21 protein-coding genes and 1 other RNA gene are annotated in these 18,740 nt (G+C 71.6%); 13 read left to right on the top strand and 9 right to left on the bottom strand.

Translation table 11 applies throughout. The features are described from left to right. Positions 1–64: 64 nt before the first annotated feature. From ACQKQD_RS13100 to fumC, 3 genes are all read right to left on the bottom strand, one after another. Entirely contained in the window at positions 65–289 is a 225-nt protein-coding gene (locus ACQKQD_RS13100; protein ID WP_020091300.1) for a ribbon-helix-helix domain-containing protein, read from the bottom strand. Positions 290–426: 137 nt separating this feature from the next. Next, positions 427–624, bottom strand: coding sequence for a DUF4169 family protein (locus tag ACQKQD_RS13095; RefSeq protein ID WP_042672647.1), 198 nt, complete (start codon positions 622–624; stop codon positions 427–429). Positions 625–686: 62 nt separating this feature from the next. Continuing rightward, the gene (fumC, locus tag ACQKQD_RS13090; protein ID WP_020091298.1) at positions 687–2,096 is read right to left on the bottom strand and encodes a class II fumarate hydratase; all 1,410 of its coding nucleotides are present in this window, start codon (positions 2,094–2,096) and stop codon (positions 687–689) included. A gap of 122 nt (positions 2,097–2,218) precedes the next feature. On the opposite strand from fumC, the gene ACQKQD_RS13085 reads away from it, so the two are divergent. Continuing rightward, positions 2,219–3,613: a cytochrome P450 gene (locus ACQKQD_RS13085; protein ID WP_026604646.1), complete on the top strand. Its 1,395-nt coding sequence runs from the start codon at positions 2,219–2,221 to the stop codon at positions 3,611–3,613. Here ACQKQD_RS13085 and ACQKQD_RS13080 read toward each other — a convergent pair. The 4 genes from ACQKQD_RS13080 to ssrA form a co-directional block, all read right to left on the bottom strand. Further along, positions 3,610–3,744: a hypothetical protein gene (locus ACQKQD_RS13080; RefSeq protein ID WP_280142566.1), complete on the bottom strand. Its 135-nt coding sequence runs from the start codon at positions 3,742–3,744 to the stop codon at positions 3,610–3,612. The two genes, ACQKQD_RS13085 and ACQKQD_RS13080, sit on opposite strands and share 4 nt — an antisense overlap. Positions 3,745–3,748: 4 nt before the next feature. Next, on the bottom strand, positions 3,749–4,009 hold the full coding sequence (locus ACQKQD_RS13075) for a hypothetical protein (protein WP_020091295.1): 261 nt from the start codon (positions 4,007–4,009) through the stop codon (positions 3,749–3,751). Positions 4,010–4,049: 40 nt separating this feature from the next. Beyond that, on the bottom strand, positions 4,050–4,676 hold the full coding sequence (locus ACQKQD_RS13070) for an SspB family protein (protein WP_020091294.1): 627 nt from the start codon (positions 4,674–4,676) through the stop codon (positions 4,050–4,052). A 64-nt stretch (positions 4,677–4,740) separates the two neighbouring features. Continuing rightward, positions 4,741–5,122, bottom strand: a transfer-messenger RNA (tmRNA) gene (ssrA, locus tag ACQKQD_RS13065). Between ssrA and ACQKQD_RS13060 the strand changes: the two genes are divergently transcribed. The 7 genes from ACQKQD_RS13060 (at position 5,114) to ACQKQD_RS13030 (ending at position 12,213) form a co-directional block, all read left to right on the top strand. Then, the gene (locus ACQKQD_RS13060) at positions 5,114–5,971 is read left to right on the top strand and encodes a CPBP family intramembrane glutamic endopeptidase (RefSeq protein ID WP_427508563.1); all 858 of its coding nucleotides are present in this window, start codon (positions 5,114–5,116) and stop codon (positions 5,969–5,971) included. The genes ssrA and ACQKQD_RS13060 overlap by 9 nt on opposite strands. A gap of 168 nt (positions 5,972–6,139) precedes the next feature. Continuing rightward, positions 6,140–6,934 carry a thymidylate synthase gene (locus tag ACQKQD_RS13055; protein ID WP_100252911.1) on the top strand — a complete coding sequence of 265 codons (795 nt, stop codon included), beginning with the start codon at positions 6,140–6,142 and terminating at the stop codon, positions 6,932–6,934. Further along, positions 6,931–7,419 carry a dihydrofolate reductase gene (locus tag ACQKQD_RS13050; RefSeq protein WP_020091291.1) on the top strand — a complete coding sequence of 163 codons (489 nt, stop codon included), beginning with the start codon at positions 6,931–6,933 and terminating at the stop codon, positions 7,417–7,419. The genes ACQKQD_RS13055 and ACQKQD_RS13050 overlap by 4 nt, the downstream gene beginning before the upstream one ends. Positions 7,420–7,701: 282 nt before the next feature. After that, positions 7,702–8,892: an FtsH protease activity modulator HflK gene (hflK, locus tag ACQKQD_RS13045; protein ID WP_020091290.1), complete on the top strand. Its 1,191-nt coding sequence runs from the start codon at positions 7,702–7,704 to the stop codon at positions 8,890–8,892. Further along, positions 8,889–9,866 (top strand): protease modulator HflC, encoded by a 978-nt coding sequence (gene hflC, locus ACQKQD_RS13040; protein WP_020091289.1) that lies wholly within the window; start codon positions 8,889–8,891, stop codon positions 9,864–9,866. The genes hflK and hflC overlap by 4 nt, the downstream gene beginning before the upstream one ends. Before the next feature lie 113 nt (positions 9,867–9,979). Further along, positions 9,980–11,533, top strand: a complete 1,554-nt coding sequence (locus tag ACQKQD_RS13035; RefSeq protein ID WP_091979704.1) for a DegQ family serine endoprotease — start codon at positions 9,980–9,982, stop codon at positions 11,531–11,533. 140 nt (positions 11,534–11,673) lie between these two features. Then, positions 11,674–12,213, top strand: coding sequence for a coiled-coil domain-containing protein (locus tag ACQKQD_RS13030; RefSeq protein WP_427508562.1), 540 nt, complete (start codon positions 11,674–11,676; stop codon positions 12,211–12,213). A gap of 3 nt (positions 12,214–12,216) precedes the next feature. Here the strand turns inward: ACQKQD_RS13030 and serB are convergent, their stop codons facing one another. Continuing rightward, positions 12,217–13,110: a phosphoserine phosphatase SerB gene (gene serB, locus ACQKQD_RS13025; protein ID WP_103985940.1), complete on the bottom strand. Its 894-nt coding sequence runs from the start codon at positions 13,108–13,110 to the stop codon at positions 12,217–12,219. 14 nt (positions 13,111–13,124) lie between these two features. Between serB and miaA the strand changes: the two genes are divergently transcribed. Continuing rightward, positions 13,125–14,051 (top strand): tRNA (adenosine(37)-N6)-dimethylallyltransferase MiaA, encoded by a 927-nt coding sequence (gene miaA, locus ACQKQD_RS13020; protein WP_427508561.1) that lies wholly within the window; start codon positions 13,125–13,127, stop codon positions 14,049–14,051. Positions 14,052–14,182: 131 nt separating this feature from the next. Here miaA and ACQKQD_RS13015 read toward each other — a convergent pair whose 3' ends face one another. Continuing rightward, entirely contained in the window at positions 14,183–15,052 is an 870-nt protein-coding gene (locus ACQKQD_RS13015) for an NAD(P)-dependent oxidoreductase (RefSeq protein WP_020091284.1), read from the bottom strand. A gap of 289 nt (positions 15,053–15,341) precedes the next feature. Between ACQKQD_RS13015 and ACQKQD_RS13010 the strand changes: the two genes are divergently transcribed. The 4 genes from ACQKQD_RS13010 (at position 15,342) to ACQKQD_RS12995 (ending at position 18,538) form a co-directional block, all read left to right on the top strand. Further along, positions 15,342–17,402 (top strand): carbon starvation CstA family protein, encoded by a 2,061-nt coding sequence (locus tag ACQKQD_RS13010; RefSeq protein ID WP_020091283.1) that lies wholly within the window; start codon positions 15,342–15,344, stop codon positions 17,400–17,402. 8 nt (positions 17,403–17,410) lie between these two features. Further along, on the top strand, positions 17,411–17,632 hold the full coding sequence (locus ACQKQD_RS13005) for a YbdD/YjiX family protein (protein WP_020091282.1): 222 nt from the start codon (positions 17,411–17,413) through the stop codon (positions 17,630–17,632). A gap of 164 nt (positions 17,633–17,796) precedes the next feature. After that, complete coding sequence (locus ACQKQD_RS13000; RefSeq protein WP_091675589.1) at positions 17,797–17,997, top strand: DUF3606 domain-containing protein; 201 nt, start codon at positions 17,797–17,799, stop codon at positions 17,995–17,997. Positions 17,998–18,103: 106 nt separating this feature from the next. Further along, on the top strand, positions 18,104–18,538 hold the full coding sequence (locus ACQKQD_RS12995; RefSeq protein ID WP_020091280.1) for a tellurite resistance TerB family protein: 435 nt from the start codon (positions 18,104–18,106) through the stop codon (positions 18,536–18,538). The last annotated feature ends 202 nt before the right edge of the window (positions 18,539–18,740 follow it).

Here is an 18,740-nt window from a genome sequence, read left to right as displayed (position 1 = left end):
GGATTTGTCACGCGATCGTCAGACACCTATTCAGGATCGGGAGAGCGGCCAGGGCGCGCGGCGCTCACGTTTCCGGCATCGCGCGGACGGCCTCCAGCACGAACACGCGGATCGCCGAGGACAGGTTCTGGCCGTCGCGGCCGGCGTCGATGTGCCCGATGAGGGCCTGGACCGACTGGCCCCGCGCCTCCGCGATCGCCCGCAGGGCCGCCCAGAACGGGTCCTCCAGGGACACGCTGGTCCGGTGGCCGGCGATCATCACGGAGCGCTTGGTGATGCCCGGGCTCATGGCGAGGCGGCTGCGCGTCCCGTCCTCGCGAGCGGAGCGAAGCGATCCAGGGCAGCGCGACCCTGGTCGGCGTGGCGCGACTGGATCGCTTCGCTCCGCACGCAAGGACGGTGGGGCTGCTGCATCCGGATTTGCTCTCAGTCCGCCGGATCGGGCTCGCCCCGCTCCAGGCGGTGGCCCTCGTGCCGCTCGGTCTCCAGGGCCTTGCGGCGCTGCTGGAGGGTTCTGGCCTTCTTCGGCTGCCCGAAGGCGATCCGGTTGGCCTCGGCCTTCGTGTCGGCCTCGGCGCGGGCCTTCGCCTTTCGGACCTGACGCAGGTTGATGATCTCGGCCATGGATCGCCTCCCGGCAATGGCGGCCGGCGCGGGACATCCGCGCCGGCCAAATACCCAAGAAACTAATCGGCGCTGGGGGCCAGCATGGTCTCCGGCCGCACCACGCGCTCGAACTCCGCCTCGGTCACGTAGCCGAGGCGGAGGGCCTCCTCCTTGAGGGTCGTGCCGTTCTTGTGCGCGGTCTTGGCGATCTCGGCGGCCTTGTCGTAGCCGATCGAGGGGGCGAGCGCGGTGACCAGCATGAGCGACCGGCTCATCAGGTCGGCGATCTTGTCCTCGTTGGCCTTGATGCCGACGACGCAATTGTCGGTGAAGCTCACCGCCGCGTCGGCGAGCAGGCGGATCGACTGCAGCACCGCGTTGGCGATCACCGGCTTGAACACGTTGAGCTCGAAATTGCCCTGGGAGCCGGCGAAGCTCACCGTGGTGCCGTTGCCGATCACCTGGGCGCAGACCATCGTCAGGGCCTCGCACTGGGTCGGGTTGACCTTGCCGGGCATGATCGACGAACCGGGCTCGTTCTCGGGGAGCGACAGCTCGCCGAGGCCGGAGCGCGGGCCCGAGCCGAGGAAGCGGATGTCCTGGGCGATCTTGAACAGGCCGGCGGCGAGCGCCGAGAGGGCGCCCTGCGTGAACACCAGGGCGTCGTGTGTCGCGAGCGCCTCGAACTTGTTCTCGGCCGACGTGAAGGGCAGGCCGGTCAGCTCGGCGACCTTGGCGGCGAAGCGCTCGGCGAATTCCGGATGGGCGTTGAGGCCGGTGCCGACCGCCGTGCCGCCCTGGGCGAGCGCCAGCACCCCCGGCAGGGTCGCGGCGACCCGCGAGCCGCCGAGGGCGACCTGCGCGACGTAGCCGGAGAATTCCTGGCCGAGGGAGACCGGCGTCGCGTCCTGCAGGTGGGTGCGCCCGATCTTGACGATCGCGTCGAACGCCTTGGCCTTGGCGTCGAGGGCGGCGTGCAGGTGGGAGAGCGCCGGCAGCAGGCGGCCCTGGATCTCGCGGGCCACCGCGATGTGCATGGCGGTGGGGAAGGTGTCGTTGGACGACTGGCCGCGGTTGCAGTGGTCGTTCGGGTGGACCGGCGACTTGCCGCCGCGCTGGCCGCCCAGCCGCTCGTTGGCGAGGCTGGCGATCACCTCGTTGGCGTTCATGTTCGACTGGGTGCCCGAGCCGGTCTGGTAGATGACGAGCGGGAACTCGTCGTCGTAGCGGCCCTCCACGACCTCGGCGGCCGATGCCGCGATGGCGTCGGCGAGCTTCGGGTCGAGGGCGCCGAGATCCTTGTTCACCAGGGCGGCGGCCTGCTTCACCACCCCGAGGGCGTGGACGAGCGGCGCCGGCATCCGGTCGGTGCCGATCTTGAAGTTCTGGATCGAGCGCTGCGTCTGCGCGCCCCAGTAGCGATGCGCCGGGACCTCGATCGGACCGAAGGTGTCGGACTCGGTGCGGGTGGCGGTCTCGGTGGGCGACATCGTGGCCTCTACGTCTGGTGCAGTGCGGTGCCTACTTAAATGAGGCGCGGGTGAATCGCGATGCCGGTTTTCCCCGGTGCGCCGACAAGGGCGGGGCTCTGTTCCCGCCGGACAAGGAGCCGATGAGCGCCACGATCGATCTCTCCGAACCGATGGCCGGCACCCGGTTCCGCCCCGTCGTGCCGCCGCCGCTGAAGGAGCCGCTCGGCCTGTTCGAGTTCCTGCGGGCGGCGCGCAAGAACCCGATCACCACCTGGATGGACGCGCATTTCAAGCTGCCGGTCGTGGCGGCCGAGGGCGCGATGGGCCGGATCACCCTGGTGAGCGACCCGGCGCTGATCCGCTACCTGCTCATCGAGAACCCCGACGGTTACCGCAAGGACGACCTCCAGCGCCGCGTGCTGGCCCCGGGGCTCGGCAACGGCCTGCTCAGCGCCGAGGGCGACGAGTGGCGGCTCCAGCGCCGGACGCTGGCGCCGATCTTCAACGCCCGCACGGTCCAGGGCTTCTCCGACGCGATGAACGCTGCCGGGGCGCGGCTCGGCCGCCGCCTCGTCCGCCGCGACGGCAAGCGGGTCGACGTCGCCCTGGAGATGACCCGCGTCACCCTCGACGTGCTGGAGCGGACGATCTTCACGCAAGGGCTGCCGAGCGATCCCGACGCGCTGGGCCGCGCGATCACGCGCTTCCTCGAGGCCGTCGGGCCGATCGACCCCCTCGACGTGTTCGGCGTGCCCGATTTCGTGCCGCGGATCGGCCGCCTGCGGGCGCGCCCGGCGGGGCGCTTCTTCGCCGAGGTGGTCGACGAACTGATCGCCCGGCGGAAGGCGCTGATGACGGGGGGCGAGGCGCCCCGGGACCTGCTGACGCTGCTGCTCGCCGCGCAGGATCCCGAGACCGGCAACGGGCTCTCGGACCTCGCCGTGAAGGCCAACATCGTCACCTTCATCGCCGCCGGCCACGAGACCACGGCCAATTCCCTGACCTGGGCGCTCTACTGCCTGTCGCAGGATCCCGCCGCGCAGGCGCGGGTCGAGGCCGAGGTCGACGCGGCCGGGCCGGGGGATTTCGCCGTCGAGCGCCTGCCCTTCACCCGGGCGGTGATCGAGGAGGCGATGCGGCTGTTCCCGCCGGTCCCGTTCCTCAGCCGGCAGGCGGTCCGCGACGACCGGCTCGGCCGGATCAAGGTGCCGCGGGGCTCGCTGGTGATGGTGGCGCCCTGGGTGCTCCACCGCCACCAGCTGCTCTGGGATGACCCGGAGGCCTTCGTGCCGGAGCGGTTCCTGCCCGAGAACCGGGACGCGATCCCGCGCTTCGCCTACCTGCCGTTCGGGGCGGGGCCGCGGGTCTGCATCGGCCAGAGCTTCTCGATCCAGGAGGCGGTGATCGTGCTGGCCCACGTGGTCCGGGCGGTGCGCTTCCGGCTGCCGGCGGATCACCCCGCGGTCACGCCGCTCCACCGGGTGACGCTCCGGCCGGAGCACGGCTTGCGCATGGAGGCGGCGGCGCGGGACTAGTCGCCCCGCCGCGCCTCGAGCCTGCGCGTGTTGCGGTCGTAGATCCGGCTCGCGATCCAGACACCGACGAAGATCGTCGCCGACATGGCGAGGGCCAGCGCGAGGATCTGGTTGGCATAAGCTTGGGTCATGCGATCAATCCTCCGGACGCAGGAATCTGATCATGAGCTGACCCATGAGATGTAGGACGATCGCCGCGATCAGCAAAGTCCAGCCGCCATCGGCGACCAGATCGAGATGCCGCTGCGCGAGGGGATTGATGACCGCGATGCCGATCGTCGCGATGGCCGACGAGTTCAGCAGGGTCGCGGCTAGCTTGAGACCCTCGTTGAAGCGCTTGGCGCGATGCTTCCGCTCACTCGCCGACAGCATCGGCTGCGCGACCGTGTCGTCCACCGCTTGAACCCCCCGGCCGTCGAGTCGGCCAGGGGCGATCTCAGCTCTTCTTGCGGAAGGCGTCCAGGCTCACGACCTCGGCGCTGCCCTCCTCGCCCTCCTTCTTGGCGGCGGGGCGGGGGGCCTTGTCGTCGGTCTTGCCGGCGTCCTTCTCGCCCGGGGCGGCGGGCGCGGGCAGCCCCTTCGGCGCGCCCGCGCCGATCGTCGCGAGACCGGCGCTCTTGGGCCGCACCTCGCCGGGTTCCGAGCCGGCGCCGCGGGGACCGGGCTTGGCCGGGGCGGCGTTGGCCTCCTCGGGGGTCTCGCCGGCCTCGCTGAGGTCGAACTTCAGGCCGAACTGCACGGAGGGGTCGAAGAAGCCCGACAGGGCGTCGAACGGCACCAGCAGGCGCTCCGGCACGCCCGAGAAGGACAGGCCGACCTCGAAGGCGTGCTCGGTGACGTTGAGGTCCCAGAACTGGTGCTGCAGGACGATCGTCATGTCCTGCGGGTACTTCTCGCGCAGGGCCTGCGACATCCGCACGCCGGGGGCCTCCGTCCGGAACGAGACGTAGAAATGATGCTCGCCCATCAGCCCCTCGCGGGCCGCGTCGGTCAGGACCTTGCGCACCACGCCGCGCAGGGCGTCCTGTACCAGGAGGTCGTAGCGGATCAGGTCGTCTGCCATCTGCGGTCGCGCTCTCGCCCGGTCTGCCCGGCGCCCCGCCGCGGATGGCCGGACCGAGGACTGAAGTGGAGGCTTCTGTTGCCAGGCGCCTCCGAACCCCGCCTATGCGGAGCTACCCGCTAGGACTTCAGGTCGATATTGGGGACCGCTTACGCGGCCACCGCCACCGGAGCAAAGTTGTCGTTGGCAACTATTGCAAAGGCCCGATAACGGCGGAACCATGCCGAGCGAAAGCTCAACCTTTACGCCCTCGTCGATCCTATTTCGCCCCCGCCGAAGCCCCGGTTCCGATCACGCCCCTTGCGGCAGCATGTCCTGGGCTCGGGTGGAGGCGCCGGGTACCGCCCCCGGGTCCGATAGGTTTATTGCGAAGAACGTTTATCGCCATAGCCGGCCTCGCGACCGGCTCCCGAGATATAGAGGGGATCGGTCCGGTTTTGAAGCCCGATCGTGTCGCGCCGCCGCCTCATTTGGAGCCTCCGGGGGAGGCTGTTGCCGGAAGTGCGCAGTCGCGCGCCGCCGTCCCCGGTGCGCGGGGCCCGCTCGAGCGCGCCTGGGGCGCGACGTGGCGGCTCGGCGCCCTGGTCGCCCTCGTGGTCGTCTATCTCGGCGCGGCGAGCCTCCTGTCCCTCGCCACGGTGCGCGTCGGCTTCGACCTCTGGAGCGGGATCGACCCGTTCCTGCCCCCCGAGCGGCGCCCGTTCCTGGGCGCGGTGGAACTCGCCCACCGGGCCTTCGCGATCGACGCCCTGCGCCAGGTCTACCTCGCCGCCCTGGTGCTCGGCGGCGCGTGGTGGCACGACCGGTCCGGTTGGCGCCGCCGCCTCGCCCTCGACCGCGAGCGGCCGAACGGCATGCGGCCGGTCGCGCTGCTGGGCCTCCTCCTCGTGTGGCCGGTGCTGCACATCGCCTGGGTCACCGGCACGGCGGAGCTGTTCGGCGCGAGCTTCGGCCAGCACGTGCGGCTGTCGCCGTTCATGAGCCAGGCGGCGGTCGCGGCCTGGCTCGCCTATCTGGCGATCCTGGCGCCGGTGGCCGAGGAACTGCTGCTGCGCGGCGAGGCCTTCGCCCGCGCCCGGGCGGCCGTCGGACCCGCGGGGGCGATCCTGGTCACCGCGCTCATCTTCGCCGCCGCCCACATCTCGTCCTGGGGGCTCGCCCGGCCGGTCTCGCTGCTGCCCCTCGCCCTGGCGCTGGGCTGGCTGCGCTGGCGCACCGGCCGGCTCTGGCCCGGCATCGCCCTGCACGGCTGGTCGAACCTCGCCCTGGTGACCTACCTGCTCTGGCCGGTCTGAGGGCCGGTCTGAGGGCCGGTCTGGGGCCGGTCTGGGGCCTGTCCGAGGCCGGCCTGGCCGACAGGGCGCCGCGCGCAGGCCTGCGCCGGAGCGGCTCCCGCGCGACGGCGGTGGACATATGGCGGCGGCGCGCTTGCCGGCCGGCGCGCCGGCGCGCAGGAATGGGCGATGGACGCTTATCACGACCTGCTCCGGCGCATCCTCGACGCGGGCGTCGCCAAGGACGACCGCACCGGCACCGGCACGCTCTCGGTGTTCGGCCACCAGATGCGCTTCGACCTGTCGGCGGGCTTCCCGCTGGTCACCACGAAGCGGCTGCACCTGCGCTCGATCATCCACGAGCTGCTCTGGTTCCTGGCGGGCGACACCAACGTGGCGGCGCTGAAGGCGAACGGCGTGACGATCTGGGACGAGTGGGCGGACGAGCGCGGCGATCTCGGCCCGGTCTACGGCAAGCAGTGGCGCTCCTGGGAGAAGCCCGGCGGCGGCACGGTCGACCAGATCGCCGGGGTGCTCGACGAGATCCGGCGCAACCCCGATTCCCGCCGCCTGATCGTGTCGGCCTGGAACCCGGCCGACCTCGACCGGATGGCCCTCGCGCCCTGCCACTGCCTGTTCCAGTTCTACGTCAGCGAGGGGCGGCTCTCCTGCCAGCTCTACCAGCGCTCGGCGGACGCCTTCCTGGGCGTGCCGTTCAACATCGCGAGCTACGCGCTCCTGACCCACATGATCGCCCAGGTGGCCGGCCTCGGGGTCGGCGACTTCGTCCACACCTTCGGCGACGCGCACCTCTACAGGAACCACCTGGAGCAGACCCGCACCCTCCTGGCCCGGGAGCCGCGCCCGCTGCCGCACCTGCGGCTCAACCCGGAGGTGCGCGACCTCTTCGCCTTCCGGTTCGAGGACATCGCCATCGAGAACTACGACCCGCATCCCGCCATCGCGGCCCCGGTGGCGGTATGAGCCCGATCGTTTCCCTGGTCGCCGCCGTCGCCCGCAACGGCGTGATCGGCCGCGACAACGGGCTCGCCTGGCATCTCTCCAGCGATCTCAAGCGCTTCAAGGCCCTGACCATGGGCAAGCCGATGCTGATGGGCCGGCGCACCTGGGATTCGATCGGCCGGCCCCTGCCAGGGCGCCGCACCCTGGTGCTGACCCGGGACACGGGCTTCCGCGCCGAGGGGGTCGAGACCGTCCACGACTGGGACTCCGCGCTGGCCGCCGCCGGGGCGGAGCTGATGGTGGTCGGCGGCGCCGAGATCTACGCGCTCGCGCTCCCGCACGCCGACCGGCTCCACCTCACCGAGGTCGAGGCCGAGCCCGCCGGCGACGTGCGATTCCCCGCCTTCGACCGCGCCCGCTTCCGGGAGACGTTCCGCGAGGCGCACCCGGCGGGCCCGCGGGACGAGCACGCCTTCGCCTTCGTCGACTGGGAGCGCGCACGCTGAGGCGCGCCGCCGCATTTGCGTTCCGCGCCGCGCATGCCCACCTGCCAGCCTTGACAGCACGGGGCGTGCGCCCGCAGGTGCCTGTCGGGTGCGCGCGCTCACGCCGGGCCTGCACATCCTGCGGGAAGATGCGCGTGCGGGCCCTCGAGGCCTCCAGCCGGGAGCGGTCGCGGTGCGATCGGTCCGGATGGTCGGGACTAGGCGGGCGAGCGTGGCCGTTCAGGCAGGGGGCGCCGGTCGGGACGTGGGCCGGGCGCGGACAGGCAGGAGACGACGGCTAGGATGCCTTGGAGCAATCAGAGCGGCGGCGGGGGGCCCTGGGGCCGGCCCGGCGGTAACGGCGGTGGTCCCTGGGGTGGCGGCAGCGGCGGCGGCGGTGGCAAGACGCCGCCGAACCTCGAGGACCTGCTCCGGCGCGGGCAGGACCGCCTGCGCGGTCTGATCCCGGGCGGCGGTGGCGGTTCGGGCGGCGGTTACGGCGGCGGCTCGACCGGCGTCGGCGGCGGCCGCAGCGCGGCGGTGATCGCCGTCCTGGCCGTCGCCATCTGGCTCGCGACCGGCTTCTACACCGTCTACCCCCGTCAGGTCGGCATCGAGACCATCTTCGGCCGCTACGTCGGCACCAAGGGCGAGGGCCTGCGCTACAACTTCCCCTATCCGATCGGCGGGGTGGTGAAGCCGGATGTCGGCTCCCAGAACTCGATCCAGATCGGCTTCCGCGCCGGCCCGAACGGGCAGGGCCGCAACCGCGACGTGCCGGACGAGAGCCTGATGCTCACCGGCGACGAGAACATCGTCGATCTCGACTTCGAGGTGCAGTGGCGGGTCAACCCGCTGAAGGCCTCCGACTTCGTGTTCAACCTCCAGAATCCGGAGGGCACCATCAAGGCGATCTCCGAGAGCGCGATGCGCGAGGTGATCGGCCGCCGCAACATCCAGGCGATCCTCACCAACGAGCAGTCGAGCATCGCCCAGGAGGTGAAGGAGATGGTCCAGAAGGCGCTCGACGAGTACGGCGCCGGCGTGCGCATCGAGGTGGTGCAGCTCGTCTCGGTCAACCCGCCGCCGGAAGTGCGCCCCGCCTTCATCGACGTGAACGCGGCCCAGCAGGACGCCGACACGGCGCAGAACGAGGCCAAGACCTACGCCAGCCGCGAGGTGCCGCAGGCCCGCGGTAAGGCGTCCCAGATCGTCCAGCAGGCCGAGGCCTACCGGACGAAGGCGACCGCCGACGCCACCGGCCAGGCCGCGCGCTTCAGCGAGGTCTACGCCTCCTACAAGGCCGCCCCGGCGATCAGCCGCGAGCGGATCTTCCTGGAGACGATGGAGAAGGTTCTGGGCTCCGTGAACAAGGTGATCATCGACCAGAACGGGACGCAGTCCGGCGGTGCCACCGCGGCCGGCGTGCTGCCGGTCCTGCCGCTCTCCGAGTTCGGCGCCCGCGCCCAGACCCAGACGGGAGCTGCCCGATGAAACAGGCTCTCCGCACCGGCCTGATCGTGGTCGCGGCCATCGTCGCGATCGGCCTCTACGCCTCGATCTTCACCGTCGGCCAGATGCAGCAGGCGCTCGTCCTGCAGTTCGGCCGCGTCCGGGCCGTCCTCAACGCCACCGGCGAGGACAAGCCCGGCCTGTACTTCAAGATCCCGTTCATGGAGAACGTGGTCGTCTTCGACAAGCGCGTGCTCGACCTCGACCTGCCGGTCCAGACGGTGCTCACCGCCGACCGGCAGAACCTGGAGGTGGACGCCTTCGCCCGCTACCGGATCGTCGATCCGCTGCGCTTCTACCAGGCGGTGGGCAATATCGGGCTGGCCAACCAGCGGCTCGCGAGCTTCACCAATTCCGGCCTGCGCAACGTGCTCGCCCGCTCGACCCGCGACGCGATCGTGAAGACCGATCGCGGGCAGCTGATGCACCAGATCCAGGAGGACGTGAACCGGCAGGCCAAGGCGCTCGGCATCGAGATCGTCGACCTGCGCATGACCCGCGTCGACCTGCCAGCGCAGAACTCGGCCGCCGTCTACCGGCGGATGAAGACCGAGCGCGAGCGCGAGGCCGCCGACATCCGCGCCAACGGTGACCAGATCGCCGCCACGATCCGCGCCAAGGCCGACCGCGAGGTCACGGTCATCCTGGCCGAGGCGACGCAGAAATCCGAGCAGCTGCGTGGACAGGGTGACGCGGACAAGAACCGCATCCTCGCGGACGCGTTCGGGAAGGACGCGGATTTCTTCAGCTTCTACCGCTCGATGCAGGCCTACGAGAGCGGGCTGAAGGGATCCGATACCCGCCTGGTGATCAGCCCGAACACGGACTTCTTCCGCTTCTTCAGCGATCCGCAGGGCCGGGCACCCGCCCCGGCCGCCCGCGGGCCGCGCGGGCCGGCCGATCCGAGCGCCACCACGGGCTCGACGACCGGCTCCACGGCGGGGACGGCGCGCTGAGGGGGCCCGTTGGCGCCCCGGCGCCCGGGGATTACCGTGCAGGACAACCCGCGGGCGATCGACCATCGGTCGAGGCCCGCGGGACCGGAAACGCGTTCATGAAGAGGTCGACCATGCACCCCGTCGCGAGCGCCCCCGAGGCGCCGTTCGACCGCGCCCCGGCGCGGCCCCGCTCCCGCGCCCGCGCGGTGATGGCCTCGATCCTGATCGGCGCCTCGGTCACCGTCTCCGTGGCCGCGACCGCCCTGCCGGTGCCGGCCTTCGCCAAGGGGCCGGCCTCCCTCGCCGATCTCGCCGAGCAGGTCACCGACGCGGTGGTGAACATCTCCGCGTCCACCACCGTCGAGGCCCGGGCCGGCCGTGCCGGGCCGCAGGTGCCCCCGGGCACCCCGTTCGAGGACCTGTTCGAGGAGTTCTTCAACCGGCGCGGCGGCCGCGGCGGCGGCGGCGGCGGTGACGGCGACGGGCCGCGTCAGCAGCGCAAGTCGAACTCCCTCGGCTCCGGCTTCATCATCGATTCCGCCGGACTCGTGGTGACGAACAACCACGTCATCGGCGACGCCAACGACATCCAGGTCATCCTGCACGACGGCACGAAGCTGAAGGCCGAGATCGTCGGCAAGGATTCGAAGATCGACCTCGCCGTCCTGCGGGTGAAGCCCCCGGCCGACCGCACGCTGAAGGCCGTGCCGTTCGGCGATTCCGACAAGATGCGGCCCGGCGACTGGGTCATCGCCATCGGCAACCCGTTCGGGCTCGGCGGCTCGGTCTCGGCCGGCATCGTCTCGGCGCGGGGCCGGAACATCGAGTCCGGACCCTACGACAACTACATCCAGACCGACGCGGCCATCAACAAGGGCAATTCCGGCGGCCCGCTGTTCAACATGGACGGCGAGGTGATCGGCATCAACACGGCGATCCTGTCGCCGACCGGCGGCTCGGTGGGCATCGGCTTCGCGGTCCCGTCGGGCACGGCCAAGCCCGTGATCGACCAGCTCCGCGACTTCGGCGAGGTCCGCCGCGGCTGGCTCGGCGTGCGCATCCAGAACGTCGACGACACCACGGCCGAGGCGCTCAACCTCAAGGGCGGCGCGCGGGGCGCCCTGGTGGCCGGCGTCGACGAGAAGGGACCGGCCAAGACCGCCGGGATCGAGGTCGGCGACGTGATCCTGAAGTTCAACGGCGCGCCGGTGAAGGCCTCGGGCGACCTCCCGCGCATCGTCGCCTCGACCCCGGTCGGCCAGAAGGTCGACGTGGTCGTCATGCGCAAGGGCGAGGAGGTGACGAAGCCCGTCACTCTCGGCCGCCTGGAGGACGGCGACAAGCCGCAGCTCGCCAACCTGCGCCAGCCGGAGCCCGAGAGCGCGACCCGGCAGGCGCTGGGCCTCAACCTCTCCGGCATGACCGACGAGCTGCGCAAGAAGTACTCCATCAAGGACACCGTGAAGGGCGTGGTCGTCACCCGGGTCGACCCGAACTCGACCGCCGCCGACAAGCGGATCCAGCCCGGCGAGGTGATCGTCGAGGTCGGCCAGGAGTCGGTCAGCACCCCCGCGGAGGTGACCAAGCGGATCGACGCCCTCAAGAAGGACGGGCGCAAGTCGGTGCTGCTGCTGGTGGCGGGCGCCACCGGCGACGTGCGCTTCGTGGCCGTCGGCCTCGACTGAGCGGCCTCATCGCGTTGCCGAGGGCCGTCGCTCCGCGGGGAGCGGCGGCCCTCGCGCGTTCAGGGCTCCCAGATTGACGCTGCGCCGCGGCACGGCACACTGGGGCCGCGAGTCGGTGCGGCTCGGGCGGGTTCGGACCCATGACGGCCGTTGCGTTCGACACCCTGAAATTCGCCCGCGCCCTGCGGGAGAAGGCGAAGCTGTCGCCCGAGCAGGCGGAGGGCCTGGCCGACGCGCTGGTGGACGTCTTCGACGGGAATCTGGCGACGAAAGCCGATATCCACGAGCTGCGAGCCGATATTCAGATGGTCCGTGGTGACATCGAGGCCCTGAAAATCCAGAGCCGTGCCGACACCGAAGCGCTTCGGCTCGCCACCCAGGGGGATATCGAAAGCCTTCGCGTGACGACCAAGGCCGACAGCGACAATCTCCGGCTCTCGACCGCCTCCGATATCGAGACGCTTCGCCTCTCCACGACGGCTGGCCTCGAAGGCCTACGGATGGAGATCAAAGCAGGCCTGGACAGTCTCCGCCTCGAAACGAAGGCCGACATCGAGGCCGTGAAGGGCGCGATCGCCTCCGCGAAGGTCGAGACGGTGCGCTGGCTCGTCGGCGCGATCGGCTTTCAGACGCTCGCCGTGCTCGGTGCGGTCATCGCCCTGACCCGCACCCTCCACTGAGCCTCACCCCACGAACTCCGCCGCCGCGTAGCCCTGCAGGTACAGGAGCGCGGTGAGGTCGCCGTGCTCGACCCGGACCCGCGCCGCGGCCGCGACCGCGGGCTTGGCCCGGAACGCCACCCCGAGGCCGGCCTCGCCCAGCATGTCGAGGTCGTTGGCGCCGTCGCCGACCGCGAGGGTCTCGGCGGCGCCGAGGCCCAGCTGCCCGCGCAGCGCGATCAGCGTCGCGCGTTTCTCGGCCTTCCCGACGATCGGGTCCTCCACCAGGCCGGTGAGCCGCCCGTCCGCCACGCCCAGCACGTTGGACCGGTGCTCGTCGAAGCCGATCATCGCGGCGATCGGGCCGGTGAACAGGGTGAAGCCCCCGGAGACCAGGCAGGTCTGGGCGCCGTGCGCCCGCATCGTCCGCACCAGCGTGCCGCCGCCCGGGGTCAGAGTCAGGTGCTCGGCGATCAGCCCGTCGACCGCGCCGACCGGGATGTCCTTCAGGAGCGCGACGCGCTCGCGCAGGGCCGGCTCGAAGGCGATCTCGCCCCGCATTGCCCGCTCGGTGATCGCCGCCACGTGGTCCTTGAGGCCGAGCGTCCCGGCGAGCTCGTCGATGCATTCCTGCTCGATCATGGTGGAATCCATGTCGGCCAGGAACAGGCGCTTGCGCCTGTGCGCGTCGGCGGGCAGCACCGCGAGGTCGATCGGCTCGCCGGCCAGCGCCGTCCGCAGCCGGTCGGTGAGGGACGCGGCGGCCGCGGGCTCGCCCGGCACCAGCAGCTCGGCCGCCACCTCGCCGTGCAGGATCCGGGGCTGGTGCTCCGTCCGCAGCACGGCGCGCGTCTCGGCCAGCACCGCGTCGGTGATGGACGGCCGATCCGGGTTTGCTATCAGGACCGCGACCAGCATCGTGGAGTTTCGCCTTGCCGCCAGACCGGGGGGAAGCCGGGGGGCGCCCGGCCGCGGTCCTCATCGCAGGGCCCACCGCGTCGGGCAAGTCGGCGCTGGCCGCCCGGCTGGCGGAGCGTCACGGCGGCGTGGTGATCAACACCGATTCCATGCAGGTCTACGCGGACCTGCGCCGCCTGACCGCCCGGCCCGACCCGGACGAGGAGGCGCGGGTCCCTCACCGGCTCTACGGCCACGTCGACGGCGCCGTGAACTATTCCGCGGGGCACTTCTCACGGGACGCGGCGGCGCTGCTGGCGACGCTCGGCGGGCGCCTGCCGGTCTTCGTCGGCGGCACCGGCCTGTACTTCCGGGCGCTGGAGCAGGGGTTTTCGGAACTGCCGCCGGTGCCCGACGTCGTGCGGCGGCAGGTGCGGGACGCGGCCGAGGGCCGCCCGACCGAGGCGCTGCACGCCGAACTCGGCCGGCACGATCCCGAGGGGGCTGCCCGCCTGCGGCCGAGCGACCGGATGCGGGTGATGCGCGCCCTGGAGATTTTTCTCGCGACGGGCCGGCCGATCGCCAGCTTCTACGGCGATCCCGTTCCCGGCCCGCTCGCCGGGCGGAACCTCCAGAGAATCTTCCTGGCACCCGACCGGGCGGTGCTGCGGGCCCGGATCGACGCCCGCTTCCGGACCATGATCGCCGAGGGGGCGCTGGACGAGGTCGCCCGCCTGCGCGCGCGCGATCTCGACCCGATGCTGCCGGTGATGCGCGCCCACGGCGTGCCGGGCCTGATCGCCCACCTCGACGGGGCGATGAGCCTCGAAGCGGCGATCGTCCGGGGGCAGGCGGACACGCGGGCCTACGCCAAGCGCCAGGTCACGTGGTTCCGCCACCAGATGGGGGAGGCGTGGCGCTGGGTGGATCCGGAGGCGGCGGAGGTCGAGGCGCTGTTCTGAGGCGAGCGCCCGACCCGCCGGGCGAGCCCGGCGCGCCTTGCGCCGCGACCGGTGCGGCCCCCTCTCGCGCGGGAGAGAGGGCCTGTCGCGTCCGTCTTGCCCGGTCCTCGGGCTCCGAAGGCTGAGAGCCCTCAGCGCTCCAGCCGCGCCACGAGGCTCGACGTGTCCCAGCGGTTGCCGCCCATGGCCTGCACCTCGGCGTAGAACTGGTCGACGAGGGCCGAGACCGGCAGCTTGGCGCCGTTGCGGCGGGCCTCGTCGAGCAGGATGCCGAGATCCTTGCGCATCCAGTCGACCGCGAAGCCGAAGTCGAACTTGCCCGCGTTCATGGTCTTGCCGCGGTTCTCCATCTGCCAGGAGCCGGCGGCGCCCTTGGAGATCACGTCGAGCACCGCCTCGACGTCGAGGCCGGCGCGCTTGGCGAAGTGGACGCCCTCCGACAGGCCCTGGACGAGGCCGGCGATGCAGATCTGGTTGACCATCTTGGTGAGCTGGCCGGCGCCGGCCGGGCCCATCAGCCGGCAGGCGCGGGCGAAGGACCCGATCGCGCCCTCGACCTTGGCGTAGGTCGCCGCGTCGCCGCCGCACATCACGGTGAGCACGCCGTTCTCGGCGCCCGCCTGGCCGCCGGAGACCGGCGCGTCGATGAAGCCGAGCCCCTTGGCCTCGGCCGCCGCGGCGAGCTCCCGGGCGACCTCGGCGGAGGCCGTGGTGTGATCGACGAACACCGCGCCGGGCTTCATGCCGGCGAGCGCCCCGTCGTCGCCCAGCACGACGCTGCGCAGGTCGTCGTCGTTGCCCACGCAGGCGAACACGATCTCGGCGCCCTCGGCGGCCTGCCGGGGCGTGGGCGCGTGGGCGCCGCCGTAGGTCTTCACCCAGGCCTCGGCCTTCGGGGTGGTGCGGTTGTAGACGGTGACGTCGTGGCCACCCTTCTTGGCGAGGTGTCCGGCCATCGGGCCGCCCATCACGCCGAGACCCAGGAATGCGACCTTCGCCATTGTCGTGCGCTCCTCGCGGGCCCGACCGCGCCGGCGCCCTTCCATCTCCGACGGCGGGCGGCGACGGAGCTCGGCAGCCGGGCCGTGAAGGGGGTCGGGGCCGTGCCGGGGGACCCGATGTGACAGATTGGGCGTCGTGCCGCCGCCGACGCTGCATCACAGCTCGGATCGCTTGCGTCAACGCCGGACCAATAGGATAACCCGCCCGTGTAGCCCGGGACCACGAAGTCCCAGCCGGAGCCCCCCGCGCGTGGCCCCGCGCGCGAGGCGTTCGGTCAGGGAGTGGGACATGGGTTCGGCGATCGGCAGGCACGGGCCCTGGGCCCTCGTGGGGGCGCTCGGCGCCGCGGCGCTGGCGATCGTGGCGAGCCAGCGCGGCGAGACGATCAATGCCCTCTGGATCGTGGTCGCGGCGGTCTGCGTCTACCTCATCGCCTACCGCTACTATTCCCAGTTCATCGCCGACAAGGTGATGCGGCTCGACCCGAAGCGCGCGACCCCCGCGGTGCGCCACAACGACGGGCTCGACTACGTGCCCACCAACCGCGGCGTCCTGTTCGGCCACCACTTCGCGGCGATCGCGGGCGCGGGCCCGCTGGTCGGCCCGGTGCTCGCCGCCCAGATGGGCTACCTGCCCGGCATGCTGTGGATCCTGGCCGGCGTGGTCCTCGCGGGCGCCGTGCAGGACTTCATGGTCCTGTTCGTGTCGATGCGCCGGGACGGCCGCTCGCTCGGCGAGCTGATCCGGGCCGAGCTCGGCACCGTGCCGGGCATCATCGCCCTGTTCGGCACCTTCCTGATCATGGTGATCCTGCTCGCCGTGCTGGCGCTGATCGTCGTCAAGGCGCTGGCCGAGAGCCCCTGGGGCACCTTCACGGTGATGTCGACGATCCCGATCGCCATGCTGATGGGCGTCTATTCCCGCTACATCCGCCCGGGCAAGATCGGCGAGGTCTCGATCCTCGGCTTCGTCCTGCTGATGCTCGCCATCGTCGCCGGCGGCTCGGTGGCGGCGAGCCCGGTCTGGGGGCCGGCCTTCACCTTCACGGGCCCGCAGCTCTGCTGGATGCTGATCGGCTACGGCTTCGTGGCGTCGATCCTGCCGGTCTGGCTGCTGCTGGCCCCGCGCGACTACCTGTCGACCTTCCTCAAGATCGGCACCATCGTGGGCCTCGCGCTCGGCATCGCCTTCGTGGCGCCGCACATGCAGATGCCGGCGGTCACCAAGTTCGTGGACGGCACCGGCCCGGTCTGGGCGGGCAGCCTGTTCCCGTTCCTGTTCATCACCATCGCGTGCGGCGCGGTCTCGGGCTTCCACGCCCTGATCTCGTCGGGCACCACCCCGAAGCTGATCGCCAGCGAGTCCGACGCCCGCTTCATCGGCTACGGCGGCATGCTGATGGAATCCTTCGTGGCGATCATGGCGCTGGTCTCGGCCTGCGTGATCGACCCGGGCGTCTACTTCACCATGAACTCGCCCGCGGCCCTCGTCGGCACGACGCCCGAGACCGCCGCCGCCGCCGTGACCAAGCTCGGCTTCGCCACCACCCCGGAGGTGATCACCCAGACCGCCGCCGACGTCGGCGAGCACACGATCATCTCGCGGGCCGGCGGCGCGCCGACCCTCGCGGTCGGCATGGCCCACATCATCTCGTCCGCCATCGGCGGCAAGGCGATGATGGCCTTCTGGTACCATTTCGCGATCCTGTTCGAGGCGCTGTTCATCCTCACGGCGGTGGACGCGGGCACCCGCGCCTGCCGGTTCATGGTGCAGGATCTCGTCGCCTTGGCGATCCCGTCGTTCAAGAACACCACGTCGTGGGGGCCGAGCATCGCGGCGACCGCCATCTCGGTGGGGGCCTGGGGCTACTTCCTCTACCAGGGCGTGACCGACCCGCTCGGCGGCATCAACACCCTGTGGCCGCTCTTCGGCATCTCGAACCAGATGCTGGCCGCGGTGGCGCTGACCCTCTGCACGGTGGTGATCTTCAAGATGAAGCGCGAGCGCTACGCGTTCGTGACCATCATCCCCACCGCGTGGCTGTGCATCTGCACCCTCACGGCCGGCTGGCAGAAGATCTTCTCGGCCGACCCGAAGATCGGCTTCCTGGCCCACGCCGAGCGCTACGCGGCCGCCGCCGCCGAGGGCAAGATCCTGGCACCGGCCAAGAACGCCGACCAGATGAGCCAGATCATCCTCAACGACCGGATCGACGCGGTGCTGGCGGCCCTGTTCATCGGCCTCGTCGTCGCCATCGCGGGCTTCGGCATCGCCGCCTGCGTGAAGGCGTGGCGCGCGGACCGCTGGACCGCGCTGGAGACCGAGCCGCACATGGTCCCGGCGGAGTAGGAGGTCCCATGCTGCCGTCGTCGAACCTGCGGGACCGGATCCGGACGCTGTCCAAATGCGTCTGCGACGGCGCCCGCCTGATGGTCGGGCAGGGGGACTACGCGGCCTATGCCGAGCATGTCCGCCGCACCCATCCCGACCAGGCGCCGATGAGCGAGGTGGAGTTCTTCCGCAACCGGGAGAACGCCCGCTTCGGGGTCGGCAACACCGCGGGCTTCCGCTGCTGCTGACAGGCGGCCGGTGAGCCTGGTCGTCCTTGCTTCGCTGCGCGCGCGATGACGGCGGCGTGTCCTCGCCGCGGACCGGGCCCCGCTCGCTGCGCGGACCCGATCGGGCCCGGCCGGCGTTCTCCACGCCGGAGGGCCGCCCGGCCCTCGCCAGATGCGGAAGGCCGATGACCGACCAGAGCGTGCAGGACCCGATCGAGCCCCGGGCCGTCAACACCGCCCATGCCTGGGAGCGGGCCTACTGGGCGCGCCGGTTCATGGTCCCGGTGGAGCAGGTCGAGGCCGCCGTGGCGGCGGTCGGCGACGATCCGGCCCGCGTGGCCGCCCATCTCGGGCGGGACTGGCCGGGCCACGAGCCCGCCACCTGATCCCGCCGCGCCAGGACTAGTCCTCCGCGATCCCGGGCTTAAGCTCGGCCGCATCTTGACTCCGCCGCCACAATATCCGCCATCTCAGGCCCGACGGGAGGTCGGCATGAGCATTTTCCAGGACGCCATCCTTCGGTTCGGCCGCACGATCATGTCGTACGCGGGCGACGCGGTCTTCCTGCAGGCCGCGGTCTCGTCCGCCGCCAACGTCATCGTGGCCGATGGCGACGTGGGCGAGGAGGAGATCGAGTCGGCGATCACCGGCATCCGCGCCAACCCGATCCTCGAGAAATCCTACGACACGCTGCGCGTCGAGCAGGAGCTCTACGAGGCGATCACCCGGGCCAAGACCCGGGCCGGGCGGCTGGAGAACCTGCGCCATGTCGGCGCCATCGCGGATCGGCCGATCGAGCAGCGCCAGGACGTGTTCCTGATCGGCGCGGACGTGGCCGATATCGACGGCATCAGCGAGGTCGAGCACAAGGCGCTCGACGAGATCGCCGGGGCGCTGCAGGTCGACAAGTCCGCCCTGCTGCGCTGATCCGGCCGGCCCGTCGCCCGGCAGGCCCCGGGACGGCGCGCCGGGACCGCTCTCCCCGTCCGGCGCCCGCATCCCGAGGTGACGCGGCCCGGCCCCCCGTGCCGGGTCTTCGCGGACGCCGGAGCGGGCGCGAGGCCGCCGCCATCCCGAACCTGCGGCGACGCGGCCCGTCCCTTGCCTGACCGGACGTGATAGCGAAACA

It is taken from the genome of Methylobacterium sp. NPDC080182 (assembly GCF_050281105.1).
In the GTDB taxonomy this organism is placed as follows: domain Bacteria; phylum Pseudomonadota; class Alphaproteobacteria; order Rhizobiales; family Beijerinckiaceae; genus Methylobacterium.
This window is presented reverse-complemented; position numbering and strand designations above follow the sequence as displayed.